Here is a 16,822-nt window from a genome sequence, read left to right as displayed (position 1 = left end):
CGCGCGCCGTCAGGTCAGCCGGTACCGCTCGATCTGCTTGAGACGGCGCTGGAGGGAGTCGCGGCGGGGGTGGGGCTCGGCCTCGGCGGGCTCCGCCGTGAGTTCGATGTGCTCCCGGCCGTACACCCACAGCAGCAGGTCGTCGAGGAGCCGGTCCGGCCCGGGGGAGTACCGGTGGTCGAGGGCCTTGCGGACCTCGGTGATGCGCTCGGCGTCGAGCAGTTCGACCAGCTGGCGGGTCTGGGTGAGGCCGTGCGCGGCGACGAGCTCCGAGGCCCACCCCCAGTCGTCGTCGACCTTGCGGTCGACGTGGGGCAGGAGGGTCTGCCACACGTCGCGGATGCGGTCGGGCGTGAGGGGAGCCGCGCCCTCGCCCTCGGCGTCCCAGTAGCTGACCACGGTCTCGTAGCGGTCGTGGAGGTCCGCGAACTCCTTCTCCACCACCTCGAGCATGGCCGCCGTGGCCGTGAACTGCCGGTCGAACTGGGGACTCCAGGCGCGGGGGTCCTGGCCCTTGAAGCGGATGTCGTGCTCGATCTCGCTCCACGCGTGGGCGAACACGGTGCGGATCTGGCACTCGAAGAAGTAGGACCCGTTGGCCGGCAGTTCCGGGTTGAACGCCGACTGGTAGGCGCGGACCGCGTCGTTGTGGATGGTGCGCAGGATGAGGTGGCGGCTCGAGTAGCCATAGGTCCCCGACTCGATGGAGCCGATCGCCTTCTCGCGGTCTCCCCGGCAGTCGAAGACCTGCCGCTGCCGCTTGATGATGTTCGCCGCCATGGTGTTCTCCGCGGGCAGCTTGGTGATGACGCGCACGCCCACCATGTCGTTGAGGGTGCGGAAGGGGTCCGGGAACTTCAGGGCCGGCTCCCCGCCGGGCACTGACGGCGGGTCGAGGCGGGAGATCTTCTCGCGGAAGGATTCGACCGTCTTGGTGCGCCCGGTGATGAACAGCGGCTCCACCTCGGAGTCCTTGAACATCGCGATGAGCGTCTGGAGCATGTTCCGGGTGACGTTCTTCAGCTCGGGCCGCACCCGCTCGTACGTTGCAACGGACGCGTCCACGAGGACGCGTTGGCCGGCGTCGAGGCGGTCGTAGTTGGAGGCCATGCCCAAAACGGTAGCGTGTCGGCTCCCGTGCGCGGCTGTTAAGGTGAGTGGCATGCTGACAGTCATCGGCGAGGGGCTCATCGACGTCGTGCGCCGCCCTGCGGGCACCGAGGCACACCCCGGCGGGAGCCCGCTCAACGTCGCCGTGGGCCTGGCCCGGCTCGACCACCCGGTGCAGTTCATCGGCCGCCGGGGCGACGACGCCAACGGCCGCCTGCTCGCAGACCACCTCCGCGTGGCGAACGTGCTCGTCCCGCTCCCGCCCGACGCCAGCCCGACCTCGGTGGCGGCCGCCGAACTCGACCACCGCGGCGCCGCGACGTACACCTTCGAGCTGGACTGGCACCTGCCCGACCTGCGGGACCGCCTCGACACCCTCCTGAGCGCCACCACACTCGTCCACACCGGCTCCATCGCGGCCGTCCTCGAGCCCGGTGCGGACCAGGTCCTGCACCTCGTGGAACGCGCGCGCCCCCGCGCCACGATCGGCTTCGACCCCAACTGCCGTCCCACGATCACGACCGACCCCGAGGTGGTCCGCGCCCGGGTCGAGCGGCTCGTGGCGCTCGCAGACGTGGTCAAGGCCTCCGACGAGGACCTGGCCTGGCTCTACCCCGGAACGGACCCCCTCGACTCCGCGCGCCGCTGGCTCGCGTTGGGCGCTCCGGAGGGTCCCGCCTTCGTGGTCGTGACCCGCGGAGCGGAGGGGCCCTGGGCGGTGGCGCATGCGGGCGAGACGGCCGTCCCCGCTCCGGCGGTCAGGGTGGCGGATACGGTCGGCGCCGGGGACTCCTTCATGGCCGGACTGCTCTCGGCCGTCGTGGACCGGGAGCTCGACGGCGCCCAGCGGCGCTCCGAGCTGCGCCGCCTCGACGTGCGCGAGCTCGGCCGCATCCTCGACTTCGCCGCGCGCGCCGCGGCGGTGACCGTCTCACGCCCGGGCGCCAACCCGCCGTCGCGCGCCGAGCTCCGCGCCGCGGCAGGGCACGGCGCAGACAACGGAGGTACGCCATGACCGAGAACGCAGGCGTGTTCGTCCTGACGAGCCAGGACCTCGTGGACGGCGGCGAACTGCCGCAGCCCCAGACCAGCGGGTACTTCGGCCTCGACGGGAAGGACCTCTCGCCGCACCTCGCGTGGAGCAGGGCGCCCGAGGGCACCCGCAGCTTCGCCGTCACCGTCATGGATCCGGATGCGCCCCGCGCGGGCGGCTTCTGCCATTGGGCCGTGGTGAACATTCCCGCCGCCGTGGACGAGCTGCCCGAGGGTGCCGGCGGTGCGCCGGACGGCATGGGGCCCGCCGACACGGACGCGGGCCTGCCGAACGGGTCGCTCGAGCTGCTGAACGATGCGGGCTTCACCGGGTTCGTCGGCGCCGCGCCGCCGCGGGGGTCCGGGCCGCACCGGTACGTTGTCACCGTGCACGCCCTCTCCGTGGAGCTGCTGCCCGGCACCCCGCGCAGCAAGGGCTCCCGCGTGCTGAAGGACATCCTCGAGCACGAGCTGGCCTCCGCGAGCCTTACCGCGCATTTCGAGGTGCGCTGAATGGCACGCTTGGGCATGGGCCGGGACATGCGCCTGGTCGCGAGCGACATCGACGGCACGATCCTGCGCCGCGACGGCAGCATCTCCGAGCGCACGGTGCGGGCGCTGCACGCGTGCGAGGCGGCCGGCGTCGAGCTCGTCTTCGTGACGGGGCGCCCCGCGCGGTGGCTCACGCCGCTGTCCGAGCAGCTCGGGCACACGGGAACGGTGATCTGCTCGAACGGGGCGCTCGTGTACAGCCTCGAGTCGATGTCTGTGGTCTCCTCCGAGGGCATCGCGAAGCAGACGATGCTCGAGGTCCGCGAGATCATCCGGGGGCTCTTCCCGGAGACGTCGTTCGCCGCTGAGACGCCGGCGGAGTTCGTCATGGAGGACGCGTTCGCGGAGCCCCGCCACCGCCGGCTGCTCGCGGAGGTGCGGCACGGCGACCTGGACGACCTCGTGGTGGGCGACGAGGTCGTGAAGTTCATGGCCAAGATCGAGGGCATCACGGCCGAGGAGTACATCCGTGCGGTTGCGCCGCAGGTGTCCCATCTCGTCTCGATCACCCACTCCGCCGTGGACATGACGATGCTCGAGATGGCACCGCTCGGCGTCAACAAGGCCGTCACCCTGGCCGAGTACGCGCATGCCCTCGGGGTCGAACCCGGCGAGGTGGTGGCGTTCGGCGACATGCCGAACGATGTCGAAATGCTCGCGTGGGCGGGGGAGGGCTACGCGATGTCCTCAGGCCACCCGCAGGCTCTCGCGGCAACGGAGCTCCACGCGCCCGGGATCGAGGACGACGGCGTCGCGCAGGTCCTGGAGCGCAAGCTGGCCGCCGCCGTGGAGCGCAGCGGCGCGGAGCCGGAGCACCGCCGAGCCAGTTGACGGGCCCCTGGGGCACGCCGGTCGAGCGCGCGTAGCGCGGGCGTGGCTGCCGCCCCGTCTGGGGAGGCCGGAGATCAGGTGGTCACTCGTTCCAGAGGCAAGGATCGCGTTCTGACAACCTCCTGGGGAAGCGCACAGCGGGCCCGGACCAGTGGATGCCCGTCTGGGCGTCGACACAACCCCGTAGAGCACGACTATGCTGCACGGTTCCGAAGAACCGCTTGCCCAGGGGTTGACTCTTGGCATCTGGGAGGTCTAGTTTCAGCGCCGGAGCCGTTTTCTGGCTCTGAACCCGCCAAGGGGGCGGCCCTTCCCAGGAAGGACGCAAAGGCGGGAGGTCTTCGCGGACCGTGTGCTGGCCTCGGTCAGCCGCGGTCGTCGTCGGAGTATCGGCGGACGTCTCACCGCCGATCGTCGACACACAGCTACACCACCTGAATGTGTTCTGTGTCCAACGGTGCCCTGCGCGCCGTCCACGATCGGTGATGCCTCATGATTCGGTCTGCGCTGTGGAAGGGGCTGGAGCGGCTGGTAGCCGCTCTCGCAGCCTTTGCCATGGTGCTCGCCGTCGCCACACCGGCTGGCGCATCGACGCTCGCGGACCCGCAGGGCGGCCCCTGGGCAGTGAGTCCCGCAGAGCTGGCGAACCACCAGGATGCGGCCTCGCTGCCCGCGGTTCCCGTCACGACGGCGATCACGCTCGCGGACATCCAGGCGGTCTACGGCGCCGCTGCGAGCCTGTGGGCCGGGCACGACGTGAGTGCCGCGACGTTCGCCGTCGCCCCGCTCGGCGGGACAGCCCTCGCCGTCACCAGCGGAACCGTCATCACGGTGAGCCCGACGGCGGCCGGCTGGGGCTGGAGCGTCGGGGCGGTCGCCGCGAACCGGATGGACCTCCAGACCGTGATCGCCCACGAGCTGGGCCACGTGCTCGGCCTGGCGGACCTCGCGGGCGGCTCGGACCTCATGAGCCGGGTGCTCAACCCCGGGGAGCGCCGGACCACGACGGTCCTGACAGTCCCCGCGCCGGCTCCGGCTCCGGCTCCGGCGCCGGCTCCGGCGCCCGTACCGGCTCCGGCCACCACCACGGCGACCACGACGGCGTCGACCACCACGGCCCCGTCGGAGACGACTGCGGCTGCGAGCACGGCGACGGCCCCGTCGGAGACGACTGCGGCTGCGAGCACGGCGACGGCCCCGTCGGAGACGACTGCGGCTGCGAGCACGGCGACGGCCCCGTCGGAGACGACTGCGGCTGCGAGCACGGCGACGGCTCCGTCGGAGACGGCTGCGGCTGCGAGCACGGCGACGGCTCCGTCGGAGACGGCTGCGGCCCCGAGCACGGCGACGGCCCCGTCGGAGACGACCACGACCGGGTCGACGGCGACCACCTCTCCGGCGACCACGACCACGACAACCACCGCGAGCCCCACGACCACGACCACCTCGGCTCCCGCGCCGGCGACGACCACCTCGGTCTCGCCGGCGTCGCCGTCCCCGTGGGCGCTGCAGATGACCTCGACGACGTCGACGCTGGCGTTCCACGCGGACGGGACGGTCACCTTCGAGGGGCAGACCCGGCAGCTGTCGGCGATCTCGGGCATCTCGGTCCTGGGCACCGTGGGGAACGACACGCTCCTCGTAGACCGCGGCACGGCCAACCCGAACATCACGGTGGCCTTCGACGGCGGCCCGGGGTTCGACACCCTGGCCACGGCGGGAACGGTGACGAGTTCGCGCTCGGTGGCAGTCAACGGCTCGACCGGCACGCTCTACCTCGACGCGACGACGATCAGCTACACGAACATCGAACCGATCACGAATTCGGGCACGGCCGCGGACATGGTCTTCACACTCAGCTCGGGTGACGACCAGGCGACGCTGACCCAGTCCGGGACCACGTTGACGCTCGCGAGCACGAACAGCAGCTTCGAATCCACCACGTTCTCGGCGCCGACCACCTCGCTCACCATCGACGGCGGGGCGGGCTGGGACTCGATCGTCCTCAGCGGCCCGATCTCGCTCGGCACCGCGCTCTTCGTCCTCAAGCTCGAGAAGATCACGCTGGCCAGCGGAACGAACCTCACCGCCGGCAACGTCCTCCTTGACGCCGCGGACAACATCTCGGGCGGCCCGCGGAACCTGCTGAGCGATCCGCGCAGCTGCGCGGTCCTCGCGACGCACTGCGGCGACGTCGAAGTCACGCTCCAGGACAGCCAGGTCACCTCGGCCGGCTTCACAGCTCAGGCCGCGTCGACGGTCGTTCCGGACGCGAGCGATACCCTCGCCTACGCGGTGAACGTCTCCTCGAAGGCGCTCGTCTCCCTCCTCGGCAGCACGCACATCGCTGCCACCGGTGACGTGGTCCTCTCCGCGGCCTCGACGGTCGGCCCGGTGACGCTCGTCAAGAAGTACGGCGACGCGGCTGTCGTGACCTCCGGCGCGGAGGTCACGATCGGCGACTCGGCCGTCGTCACAGCGACCGGCAAGACGACCGTCAGCTCGACGTCGACGGTCGACGTCGCGGCGACGCCCGGCTCCGACGCCGCGAAGAGCGAGGGGTCGGCGGACTCGAGCGGCACGGCCTCGAACGATGCCTCGGTCGCGATCGTGACGGTGAGCTCGACGGCGGTCACGAAGGTCACGAACACTGCGCACCTCGAGGTCACGGGTGACCTCGCCCTCACGGCCACGAACCACGCCGGCCTCACGGGCACGGGCGACGCAAGCGCGGCGACCTCGGGAGCAGGCATCGCGATCGTGAACCTGAGCCAGACCACGAAGGCGGTCATCGACTCGACGGGTGCGGTCCCCACCACGGCCGCGAACATCACGATCGCAGCGAACGCGGATGGCGCGAACGCCGCGTCGGCGAAGGCCGGCCAGGGCGGATCGACCGCCAACGACAAGCCCGTGAACGATCCGTCCCGCGCGAACGGCCAGGCCACCACCGCCGACGGCGCGATTGGCCTCGCCGGCGCCCTCGCCGTGAGCGTCCTGACGGCGGTCACGCAGGCGGTCGTCCAGGCCGCGCACCTCGTGACCGGCGCCCTCAAGATCCTCACCAGCTCGCAGGCCTCCTCGAGCGCCACCGGCGACGGAAGCACGACGTCGAGCGGCTCCGCGGGCGTCGGCGTCGGCGTGGGCATCGGTGTCGCGAACGTGACGACAGAGGCATACATCTCCGGTTCGACGATCCAGGCGACATCCGTGACGATCGAGTCGGACGAGACCCGCGCGGGCGGTTCGGTCTTCACCTCGAGCGCTACCTCGGGTGCGACGAACAACTCGGGCGGCGTCGGGGCGGCCGGCTCCTTCGCCCTCACCGTGGTCAACGGCAGGACGCTCGCCGAGGTCCGCGGCGTGGGCAACACGCTCGCCGGCACGCCGGCCGTGACGCTCAAGGCCACTGGGAAGCACGTGAACTCGGCCAAGGCCACCTCGGCGCAGAACGGAGGCGCGACGGGCATCGGGGCCTCCATCGCCCTGGGCATTATCGACTCGATCGTCGCGGCCCGCCTCGTACAGAACGCAGGGCTCACCGGCGCCGGCGCGCTGGCCCTCACGGCGACCGGCAGCGATGGGACGACCACGTCGGCGACCGGTGGCGCAGCGGGGGGATCGAACGCCTCACTCATGGGCGTCGTCGCCATCACGATCTCCAACGTCCAGACCATCGCCTCGCTCCTGGCAGGACCGGAGATCACGATCGCCGGCGCGCTGACCGGTGTGGCGACCCAGGCGGCCTCGGCCACCACGACGGCGACCGGAAGCACGACGGCAGGCTCCGGGGCCACCCTGGCCGCCGGCATCAGCCTCGCGCTGACGGTCGCGGACCACAGCGTGGACTCCTCGATCGACCGCGACACCACCGCCGGCGGCGACGTGGCCATGAGCGCCGACGGTACCTCGGCGACGTCCACGACCTCGACCGCCTCCGCGGCTGGCGCGCAGGGCGGCACCACGAGCAGCCCGACGAGCACTGACTCCTCCGGCAAGACCGCGAACCAGAAGGCCGACGCGCAGCTTGCGTTCGCGAGCGGCAAGTCGACGGCGAACGGCGGAAGCGGCAGCTCGGCGTCGAGCACCCCCGCGGCAAGCGACTCGAGCGGCAACAGCATTACCGTCGCCGCGGCGATCGCCTTCAACCTCGTGACCTCGTCCTCGACCTCCGAGCTCGCCCCAGCCGCGACCCTCTCGACGCCCGGCAAGGTGTCCTTCGCCTCCGCGAACACGACCACGGCGCAGGCCACGGCGGACGGCTCGGCGGCGGGCGGTTCGGGTCCGACCATCGGTGCGGCCATCGCGATCAACAAGGCGACGATCATCAACGAGGCATCGACCGGCGCCGGCGCGTCCGTCACGGCCACCGGCCTGGCACTCACTGCCGTGAACCACGCCGATGCTTCGGCGCCGAGCACGCCGCTCGCCCACAGCACGGGCGCCTCGGCGACGTCGGGCGCGAGCGGAACAGGCAGCAACATGGGGGTCGCGGGCTCGTTCGCCCTCAACATCGCCAACCTCTCCACGACGGCCGCTGTGCACGCCGCGACGGCTACGTCGACCGACCCGCTCGGTGGCGTCTACCTCGGCGGGACCGGCAACGCGGCCGCGACCGCGGGCTCCTCGTCCTCAAGCGGCGCCTCCGCCTCCTCGGCCCAGTCCACGGGCGGCAGCGGCGGGACGTTCGGCATGGGCGCCTCGATCGGCCTCAACCTCGTGACGGACCAGGTGTTCGCCGGCGTCGATCGGCTTGCGCTCGGCACGCGCGGCCCCCCACTCACGGGCATCAAGGACTTCACCATCCAGGCGACCAACAGCGATACGCTGACGACTGCGATCGACGGTGGAGCAGGAGGAGCGAATATCTCGCTCGCCCCCGCCATTGCGATCTCGCTCGCGAACGTATCGACTACCGCCGGAATCGGCGGCGCAGATCCGAGCCTCGGCACCACGGCCTTCGCCGGCGCCGTCTCTGCGACCGCGGACCAGACCACCAAGGTCACCACCACGGCCAAGGGCGCCGCGACCGCCGCCTCCGGCGGAGCCCTGGCCCTCGGCATCGCGCTCGCCCTCGCTATCGTGGACTCGACCTCCTCGGCGCCCCTCGACCGGACGCTCTCCGCCGCTTCAGCCAGCTTCACGGCCCACCACACCGAGTCGACGACGACGACCGGCACCGCGAGTGCCGCAGGGGCCCAAGGCGAGGGCAGCGACACCTCGGGCCAGGACGTCAACGGCAAGGCGGACGCGGCCCTCGGCGACGCAAAGGGCAAGCAGACCGCGAACGGCGGCAAGGCCACCTCCACGAGTGCCACGCCGAAGACCACCGTCGACAAGGCCTCGGGCGGCTCGGGCAGCATCAGCGTCGCCGCCGCGATCGCGATCAGCATCGTCGGCGTGGGCACGACGGCGCAGCTCGCCTCGGGCGTCTCCCTCACGACGACGGGCGCGGCCTCGTTCTCCGCGGACACGAATGCGGATGCGGTGACGGAGGCCAAGGGCGACGCGACGTCGCCGTCGTCCGCCGGCATCGGTGCGGCGGTCGCGATCAACTTCGCGAATGTCACGACCCAGGCGCTCGTCCCGGTCGGCGCGACGGTCAACGCGGGCTCGCTCGCCCTGTCCGCGACCGAGCGCGCTGTCCCTGCCACCGGCGGCGGTGCAGACACCGTGAACACGCTCTCCGCGAAGGCGACCTCGGGCGCGACCGCCGGGGCCGACATCGGCCTCGCGGGCTCGTTCGCGCTCAACCTCGTGAACATCCAGACGCAGGCGCTCGTGCTCGGCACCGTGGTGCTCGCGGTTACAGGTGCGACCCGCGATGTGACCCTCACGGCGGCCCAGTCCACTGAGAACACCGCGAACGCGGCCGCGAAGACTGACGTCTCGGGTGGCGCGTCCGGCCTCGGCGCGTCCGTGGCCCTCGACCTCATCAACGACGACACGACGGCGAGCCTCGGTGCCGGCGCAAGTGTGACGGGCGCGCATCAGCTTTCCGGCACGGCGACGGGCAGCGACAAGGCGACGACGACGGCCACGGGCGGTGCTGCCGCGAGCGGCACCGGCGCGCTGTCCCTGGCCGCGTCCCTCGCCCTCACGATCAGCAACGTCTCCACGACCGCGTCGATCCTCGCCGGCCCCGCGACGGCGATCTCCGCGGGCGCCGCGTTCCACGCCGCCCAGACGGCGACCGTGGCCGGCACCGCCAACGGCGCGGCCCAGGGCGGCAGCACGCTCGCCCTCGGGCTCTCGCTGGCCCTCACGATCGCGAACCACACGGTCGACTCCTCGCTTGACCGCTCACTGACCGCCGGTGCCGACGTCGGCTTCCTCGCCGAGGGCACTTCCCAGGTCTCCGACGCCTCGATCGCAAGCGCGGCCGGCGCGAAGGGCACGGGCTCGGACACGTCCGGCAAGGACGTCAACGGCAAGGCCGATGCGACCTCGGGCACGGCGGCGGGCCTCCAGAACGCGAACAGCAGCAAGACGACGACGGCCCCGACCTCGCCCAAGGCGACGACGGACAGCTCCTCGGGCGGCTCCGGCTCGATTGCCGTGGCCGCGGCGATCTCCGTGACGCTCTCGACGCAGACCGTGACGTCCGTCCTCGCTGCAGGCTTCACCCTCGCCACCGCCGGCAAGGCGACGTTCGCTGCGGCGGCCAACACGGACGCGAAGGCGACAGCCGACGGCTCGGCGACGTCGCCGTCCGGCGCTGGCATCGGCGCCGCGGTCGCGATCAACCTGGCCAATGCCACGGTCCTCGCGAGCGTCATGGCGGGCGCGACCGCGAACGTCGGCTCGCTCGTCCTCTCGGCCACCGAGCGCGTGGTCGGCACGGACAGCATCAACTCGTTCGACGCCGAGGCGAAGTCGGGCGCGACGGCGGGCAGCGACATCGGCCTCGCGGGCTCGTTCGCACTCAACCTCGTCAACGTCAGCGTGACTGCCTCGCTCGCGGGGACGCTGGTTCTGCCTGGCGGGCTGCCGACCACCGCCGACATGACCATCACCGCGGGCTCGGCCACCGAGAACATCGCGAAGGCGACGGCCGCGACGAACATCACGGGCGGCACGCTCGGTCTTGGCGCGTCGGTCGCACTCAACCTCATCAATGACACGGTCGCGGGCACGATTGCCGCGGGCGCGACGCTCACGAACGGCCATGCCCTCTCGATGACCGCGGTGAACAGCGACAAGGCGACCACCGACGCCGAGGGCGGCGCCAAGGCCACAGGCCAGACGACCCTCTCCCTCGCGGCGTCGCTCGCCCTCACGATCAGCGAGGTGGCCACGACCGCGAGCATCCTGGCCGGCCCGGCGCTCAGCCTCGCGGGCGGGATCACGGCGCACGCGGACCAGACTGCGACGATAGTCGATACGGCCAAGGGCGCCTCCTCGGGCGGCTCGACGCTCGGGCTGGGCCTCGCACTCGCACTGACCATCGCAGACCACGTCGTGGACTCCTCGCTCTACCGCAACACGACGGCGGGCGCGAACGTCTCCTTCGCCGCGGACAGCGTCTCGCAGTCCTCCTCGACCGCTACGGCGAGCGCCGCCGGCGCGGAGGGCGAGCAGGGCGGCACCGGGAAGGACTCCTCGGGCAAGGACGTGAACCAGAAGGGCGATGCCTCGCTCGCCACGGCCAAGGGACTCCAGTCGGCCAACAGCGGCGGCAAGACCACCTCGAGCTCCTCCACCCCGAGCACCAAGCAGGATTCGGGCGGCACCAATGTGACCGTCGCGGCGGCCGTCGCGATCAACCTCGTGACCTCCACGACGACCGCGCTCCTCGCTCCGGGAGTCTCGCTCATCGTCAACGGCGGCACCGCGAGCTTCACGACCACCAACCACACGGACGCCTCGGCCACGGCGGACGGTTCGTCGAGCAACAGCTCGAGCGTGGGCATAGGCGCCGCCGTCGCGATCAACCTCGTGACCGTCCGGAACGAGGCGAGCCTCGGCATCGGGTCCCAGCTCACGGCGCAGGGCCTGACCCTGAGCGCGACCACGCGGACCCTCGGGGCATCGAACACGCAGCACACCATCACTGCCAGCGCCACGGCTGGCGCCTCGGGGACCTCCGGGACGCTGGGGCTCGCGGGGGCCTTCGCCCTCAACGTCGTCAACCTCACGACGGTGGCGACCGTCCACGCGGACGCGACGACGAACCTCCCGGCCGCTCCGACGGGCACCGTCCAGCTCTTGGGCGGCGCAGCGAGCATGACGGCTGGCTCAGCCTCGAGCAGCACGACCAAGGCCAAGGCCAAGCAGGAGGGCTCCGGGACGGTCGGCATCGGTGCCTCGGTGGGCATCAACCTCGTCAACGACACGGTGTACGCGGGCATCGACCAGGTCGCCGACCCGACCCGCGGACCCCCGCTCACCGGTGCCGGGACCGTGACGATCAAGGCCACCACCGAGAGCGTGGTCGACAACGAGGTCGACGCGGGCGGCAAGGGCGGAAGCGTGACCGTCACCCCCGCCGTCGCCGTCACCATCGCGACGCTGCGCACGAGCGCTTCCGTAGGGGCCAGTGCGAGCGCTCTCACCGCGGGCGGCGCCGTCCAGGCCACCGCGACCCAGAACGCGACCACCACGACCATCGCCAAGGGCGACACGACGGTCGGCTCCTCCGCCGGCTTCGGCATCTCCCTCGCGCTCGCCATCGTCGACGACGCCGTCGACTCCGGCAGCGCCCGCAGCATCACCGCCACGGGCGGCACGAGCTCCGTCTCCTTCTGGGCCCTGGGGACCTCCGCCACCACGACGACGGCCGAGGCCGCCGCCGAGGGCGCCGAGGGACAGACGACCTCGGGCGCGAACGGCAAGGACTCCTCCGGCACCGACGTCAACCAGAAGGCCGATTCCAAGCTCGGCGCCGCGAAGCAGACGCAGGCCGACAACAGCAACGGCAAGACCACCGGCACCTCGTCCACCCCGAAGGCCGCAAGCAACGAGAACAGCGGTGCCTCCGTCTCCGTAGCGGCCGCCGTGGCCATCAACGTCGTCACGACCACCTCCCGCGCATGGTTCGGTGACGGCGTCGTCATCTCCTCCGGCGCCGTCGTGACGCTCAAGTCCACCGCGAACACGGACGCCCGCGCGACCGCCCGCGGCGACACGACCGCGGACGCGAGCGTCGGCATCGGGGCCGGCGTCTCGGTCAACAAGGTGGACATCACCAACACGGCACTCACGGGCACCGCGACGATCACCGCCACTGGGCTGATCCTCTCGGCCGGCATGACCCCGGGCGGCGCGGGCGACGTCCTGCGGGTCTGGAGCGCGGCGGATGGAGTGTGGAAGACCATCGACTCCGGCAAGCAGCTCCCCGGCCCCTCGGACGGGGACCTCGCTGCCGCGAAGGCCAAGACGAGCAGCAACAACGCGGGCATCTACAAGTACGACGGCACCAGCGCGAAGTGGGTCCTCCAGACCGACGCCGGTGCGTCGATCGCCTCGGGCACCACGCTCCCCTCCTCCCCGGCTGACGGAACGCTCTTCGTGCTCATGGCGCCCAAGGACGGCCACCCGATCGGCAGCGTCTGGAAGTACAGCACCGGCGGCTCCTCCTGGTCGTTCGTCACGAAGGACGCGTATGACGACTTCGACGCCCTGCCGGCGGACACGACCGCGAAGGACACGCTCTTCCAGCTGATCCAGCAGGACGGCTCCAACGCGGGCGGCCTCTACAAGCGCACCGCGAGCCACACGTGGGTCGCCTCCTCGGCCACCGTCACCGACGGCGACCACCTCCCCGAGAGCCCGGCAGACGGCCAGGTCTTCCGGCTCTGGGAGCACGAGGCCACGGCCACGGCCTATGCGGGAGTCGGCAAGGCGGACTCGGTGGGCATCGCGGGCGCGATTGCGATCAACATCGTCACCGAGCACACCACGGCCCTCCTGCAGGCCGGGGCTTCGGCGACCCTCACGAGCGCCGCCGCCTCGATGACCGCGCTCGCGAACTCCTACGACCTCGCGAAGGCGACGTCCAAGGCGGAGGTGGGCTCCGCAACCGGCGTCGGCGCCTCTGTTGCCCTCACGGTCCTTCCGGGCAGCTCGGTGCGCGCCGGGGCCGAGGACGGTGCGACCCTTACGGGCGGCACGTCCCTCACCATCGACGCGATGGGCTTCCGCGAGCTTCCCACCACCGCCGAGGGCGGCACCGCGGGCGGCACGGCGGTCACCCCGGTCGTCGCGCTCGTCGTGAGCGTCGGCGACACCGTCGAGGCCCGCCTGGGGACCCCCGCGTCTGGCGGCACGGGCTACGCTGCCTCTGCCGGCGGCACCGGCGCGGTGGTCGTGCATGCGACCCACGTGAACCGTATCGCCACGGAGGGCAACGCCGAGGCGGCCGGCAAGAGCACCGCCGTCGGCATCGACGTGGCCGTCAACGCCGTGGTCGGCTGGAGCACGACGGCGACGATCGCCCGGGACGTCACGGCCGCCTCGGTCGACGTGCTCGCCTCCTCGGAGATGACGAGCGAGGCGAAGTCGGTCGCGAGCGCGAAGGGCTCGAGCGACTCGGAGACGAAGAGCGGCGACGCGAAGGCCAACGAGCAGGCCAACGGCAGCAACCCGAACACGCAGTCCACGAAGGGCTCGACCGCCGGGATGCCGTCCTCCTCGGGCGGCACGAACGGCTCCAACGGCGCGACCGGCGCGAACAGCCAGTCCAGCTCGCAGTCCGGCAGCTCGGGCGGCGGGACGGGTGTGGCGGCGGCAATCGGCGTCAACTGGGTCGTGGCCACCACGAGCGGCAGCATCGCCCCGAACGTGACCGTCGTCGCGACCACGGGGGCCGTGACCGTCCAGGGCCTCATGCTGGCCGAAGCCGCCGCGCGCGGCACGGGCAGCGCGATCGACCTGCAGAAGGACACGGGCGTGGGCGCCGCGATCGGCCTCAACGTCCAGGTCCTCACCACCACGGCGTCGATCGGCGCGGGCGCGCACGTCACCGGGCAGACCGGCGTGAGCGTCGTGGCCGGGACCCCGGACGCGAAGCACAGCACGTTCATCATCTGGGGCATCTCCGCCGGGGCCGGCAACAACACCGCGGGCGTCGCGGCGTCGGCCGCCGTCCAGATCCTGCTGCTCACCACCACGGCCTCAGTTGGCGCGGGCGCCGCGATCTCCGCGCCAGCCGGCGGGATCACGGTCTCGGCCGCCGACGCTGTCATCTTCCAGAGCATCGCCCTGTCAGGGGGATTCTCGAAGGGCAACGGCACCGCGATCGGCGGCGCGATCGCCGTGGACTACGCCGAGATCACCACCAAGGCCGCCGTCGACTCGACGGCCCTCACCCCGACCTCGCTCGACGCGTCCGGGGCGATCTCGGTGACCTCTGCCGCAAGCCTCGCCGGCCAGGAGCCCGAGACGCCGCTCAAGGGCAAGATCACCCTCCCGTCCGCCACGAACGTGGCCGCTGGCGGCGGCGCGAGCAACGGCGGCGCCGCCGTGTCCGGCTCGTTCATCATCCAGATCTTCTCGATCGACACCCAGAGCTACCTCGGCGCCGGCACGAAGGTCAACCAGACGATCGGCCTCGGCGGCCCGGGGCAGACGCTCACGGTCAGGGCCACGAGCAACCTGACGCTCATCGACGTCGCGGGCGCGCTCTCGCTGTCCAAGAGTTCGGCGGCCGTCGGCCTGACCGTCATCGTGGATGTGTTCAACATCAATGTCCTGGCACGGATCGGCGACGGCGCACTGGTGTCCGCGGGCGGCATGGTCACCGTGGACGCGGAGTCGGTCGAGACCCTGACCGAGGTCTCCGTGGCCGGCGGCGCGTCGCTCAACTCGGCGTCCGTGACGGGCGCGGTCGTCGTCGTCGTGCTCAACCAGGGCGGCTCCTCGCCGAAGGTCCTTGCGAGTATCGGAGCCGCCGCCTCGGTGACGGGCAGCGGCGGAGTGGCCGTCACGGCGTCGAAGACCGGCACCGTCAACCTCGCGGCCGGCAACATCGCGGTCGGCGGCGGCTCGGCCGGCGTCGGCGCCTCGGCCGTCATCGTGGTCCGCGACTCGACCGTCGAGGCGTCCGTCGGCGCGGGCAGCACGATCCACGCCGGCGGCACCGGCCTGGCCGTGTCCGCGACCCAGGATGCCGACAACCTCTTCCTCGCGGTGGGCGGCGCGGGCGGCAACTCGGCCGGCGTGGCCGGCTCCGTCGTCGTCAACGTCACGAGCGATACGACCAAGGCTCATGTCGACACCGGGTCAACCGTCACCCAGGGAACCTCGACGGCCCTGACCGCCCGGGACACGACAACGATCCTGAGCCTCGCGGGCGTGCTGACGGTGGGCGGCACGGCGGGTGTCGGGGTCGGCGTCGACGTCGAGGTCCTCACCAAGGACACCGAGGCCTGGATCGGCCACGGCGCCACCGTCTCCGGGACCGGCAGCCTGAGTGTGGACGCGGTCTCGAGCGAGAAGCTCACCTCGATCTCCGTGGGCGGTGGGTTCGCCGGCACCGCGGCGGTCAACGTGAACGCGGCCGTCCCCGCCATCACGGTCACCACGAAGGCCTACCTCGAGGACGGCGTGAGCCCCTCAGACGGCGTCACCGCGACCATGGGCGGCACCGTGCGCGTCAGCGCCGACGAGGCACTCACCCTCAACGCCATCGCGGGCAACATCTCCGCGAGCGGTACGGCAGCGGTGGGCGCCGCCGTCGCCGTCCCGGTCGTCACGAAGGAGACGCACGCCTGGATCGGCAACTACGCCGCGGTCAGCGGGGCAGGGGCGAGCGGCCTCGACGTGGCGAGCGGCTCCTACACCGTCACGCCGCACGATCCGCGCTTCGCTCCGAGCGACATCACGGGCGGCACGACCATCCATGTCGACGCCCACGGCTTCGCGGACGGCGACCAGGTCCAGTACGACGCCGGCTACGGGACCCCGATCAGCCCGCTGGCCCAGGGCGGCCAGTACTACGTCAAGGTCATCGACGCCAACCACTTCCAGCTGTTCTCCGCCGCGGACCTCTCCGGGTCGCCGATCGTCCTCTCCGGCGGAACGGGCGAGAGCCACCGCCTCTTCAAGACGAACGAGGCCAACGTCACGCAGGACAAGACCCCGCGCTTCAACCCGGACAACGCCGTGGACCTCGTCGGCAACCGGATCCGCCTCCCGTACTCGCTCGGCACGATCAGCAACAACGACGCGGTCGTCTACAGCTCGGGCGGCGGCGCGCCGATCGGCGGACTCGTCGACGGCGGCACGTACTACTACAAGGACCTCGGGGGCGGCTGGTTCCAGCTCCTCGACAAGCCCGCGGACAAGGGCGGCGTGG

6 protein-coding genes (1 of these 6 cut by a window edge) are annotated in these 16,822 nt (G+C 71.8%); 4 read left to right on the top strand and 2 right to left on the bottom strand.

The features are described 5' to 3' along the window. Positions 1 to 9 precede the first annotated feature (9 nt). A complete protein-coding gene (locus IE231_RS11650; protein WP_189694143.1) occupies positions 10 to 1,110 on the bottom strand; it encodes a GTP pyrophosphokinase in 1,101 nt (366 codons plus the stop codon). A 52-nt stretch (positions 1,111 to 1,162) separates the two neighbouring features. Here IE231_RS11650 and IE231_RS11645 point away from each other — a divergent pair, with 52 nt between their 5' ends. Genes IE231_RS11645 through IE231_RS11635 form a run of 3 tightly spaced genes read left to right on the top strand, consistent with a single transcriptional unit; the run spans position 1,163 to position 3,525 of the window. Then, positions 1,163 to 2,125: a carbohydrate kinase family protein gene (locus tag IE231_RS11645; protein WP_189694142.1), complete on the top strand. Its 963-nt coding sequence runs from the start codon at positions 1,163 to 1,165 to the stop codon at positions 2,123 to 2,125. Beyond that, a complete protein-coding gene (locus tag IE231_RS11640; RefSeq protein WP_189694141.1) occupies positions 2,122 to 2,655 on the top strand; it encodes a YbhB/YbcL family Raf kinase inhibitor-like protein in 534 nt (177 codons plus the stop codon). Before IE231_RS11645 ends, IE231_RS11640 begins: the two co-directional genes overlap by 4 nt. A gap of 27 nt (positions 2,656 to 2,682) precedes the next feature. Continuing rightward, positions 2,683 to 3,525 (top strand): HAD family hydrolase, encoded by an 843-nt coding sequence (locus IE231_RS11635; RefSeq protein ID WP_189694201.1) that lies wholly within the window; start codon positions 2,683 to 2,685, stop codon positions 3,523 to 3,525. 719 nt (positions 3,526 to 4,244) lie between these two features. On the opposite strand, the gene IE231_RS11630 is transcribed toward IE231_RS11635, so the two are convergent. Next, entirely contained in the window at positions 4,245 to 5,087 is an 843-nt protein-coding gene (locus tag IE231_RS11630) for a hypothetical protein (RefSeq protein WP_189694140.1), read from the bottom strand. Here IE231_RS11630 and IE231_RS11625 point away from each other — a divergent pair. Continuing rightward, positions 5,038 to 16,822, top strand: partial view of a hypothetical protein gene (locus IE231_RS11625; RefSeq protein WP_189694139.1) — the beginning only. It continues 22,592 nt past the right edge of the window; the window shows 11,785 of its 34,377 coding nt (coding positions 1–11,785); it begins with the start codon at positions 5,038 to 5,040; its stop codon lies off the right edge, out of view. The two genes, IE231_RS11630 and IE231_RS11625, sit on opposite strands and share 50 nt — an antisense overlap.

Origin of the sequence: Sinomonas cellulolyticus (assembly GCF_014656475.1) — a bacterium.
Lineage (GTDB): Bacteria > Actinomycetota > Actinomycetes > Actinomycetales > Micrococcaceae > Sinomonas > Sinomonas cellulolyticus.
Note: the sequence above shows the minus strand (reverse complement) of the source record. Positions and strands in the feature narration are given on the sequence as shown.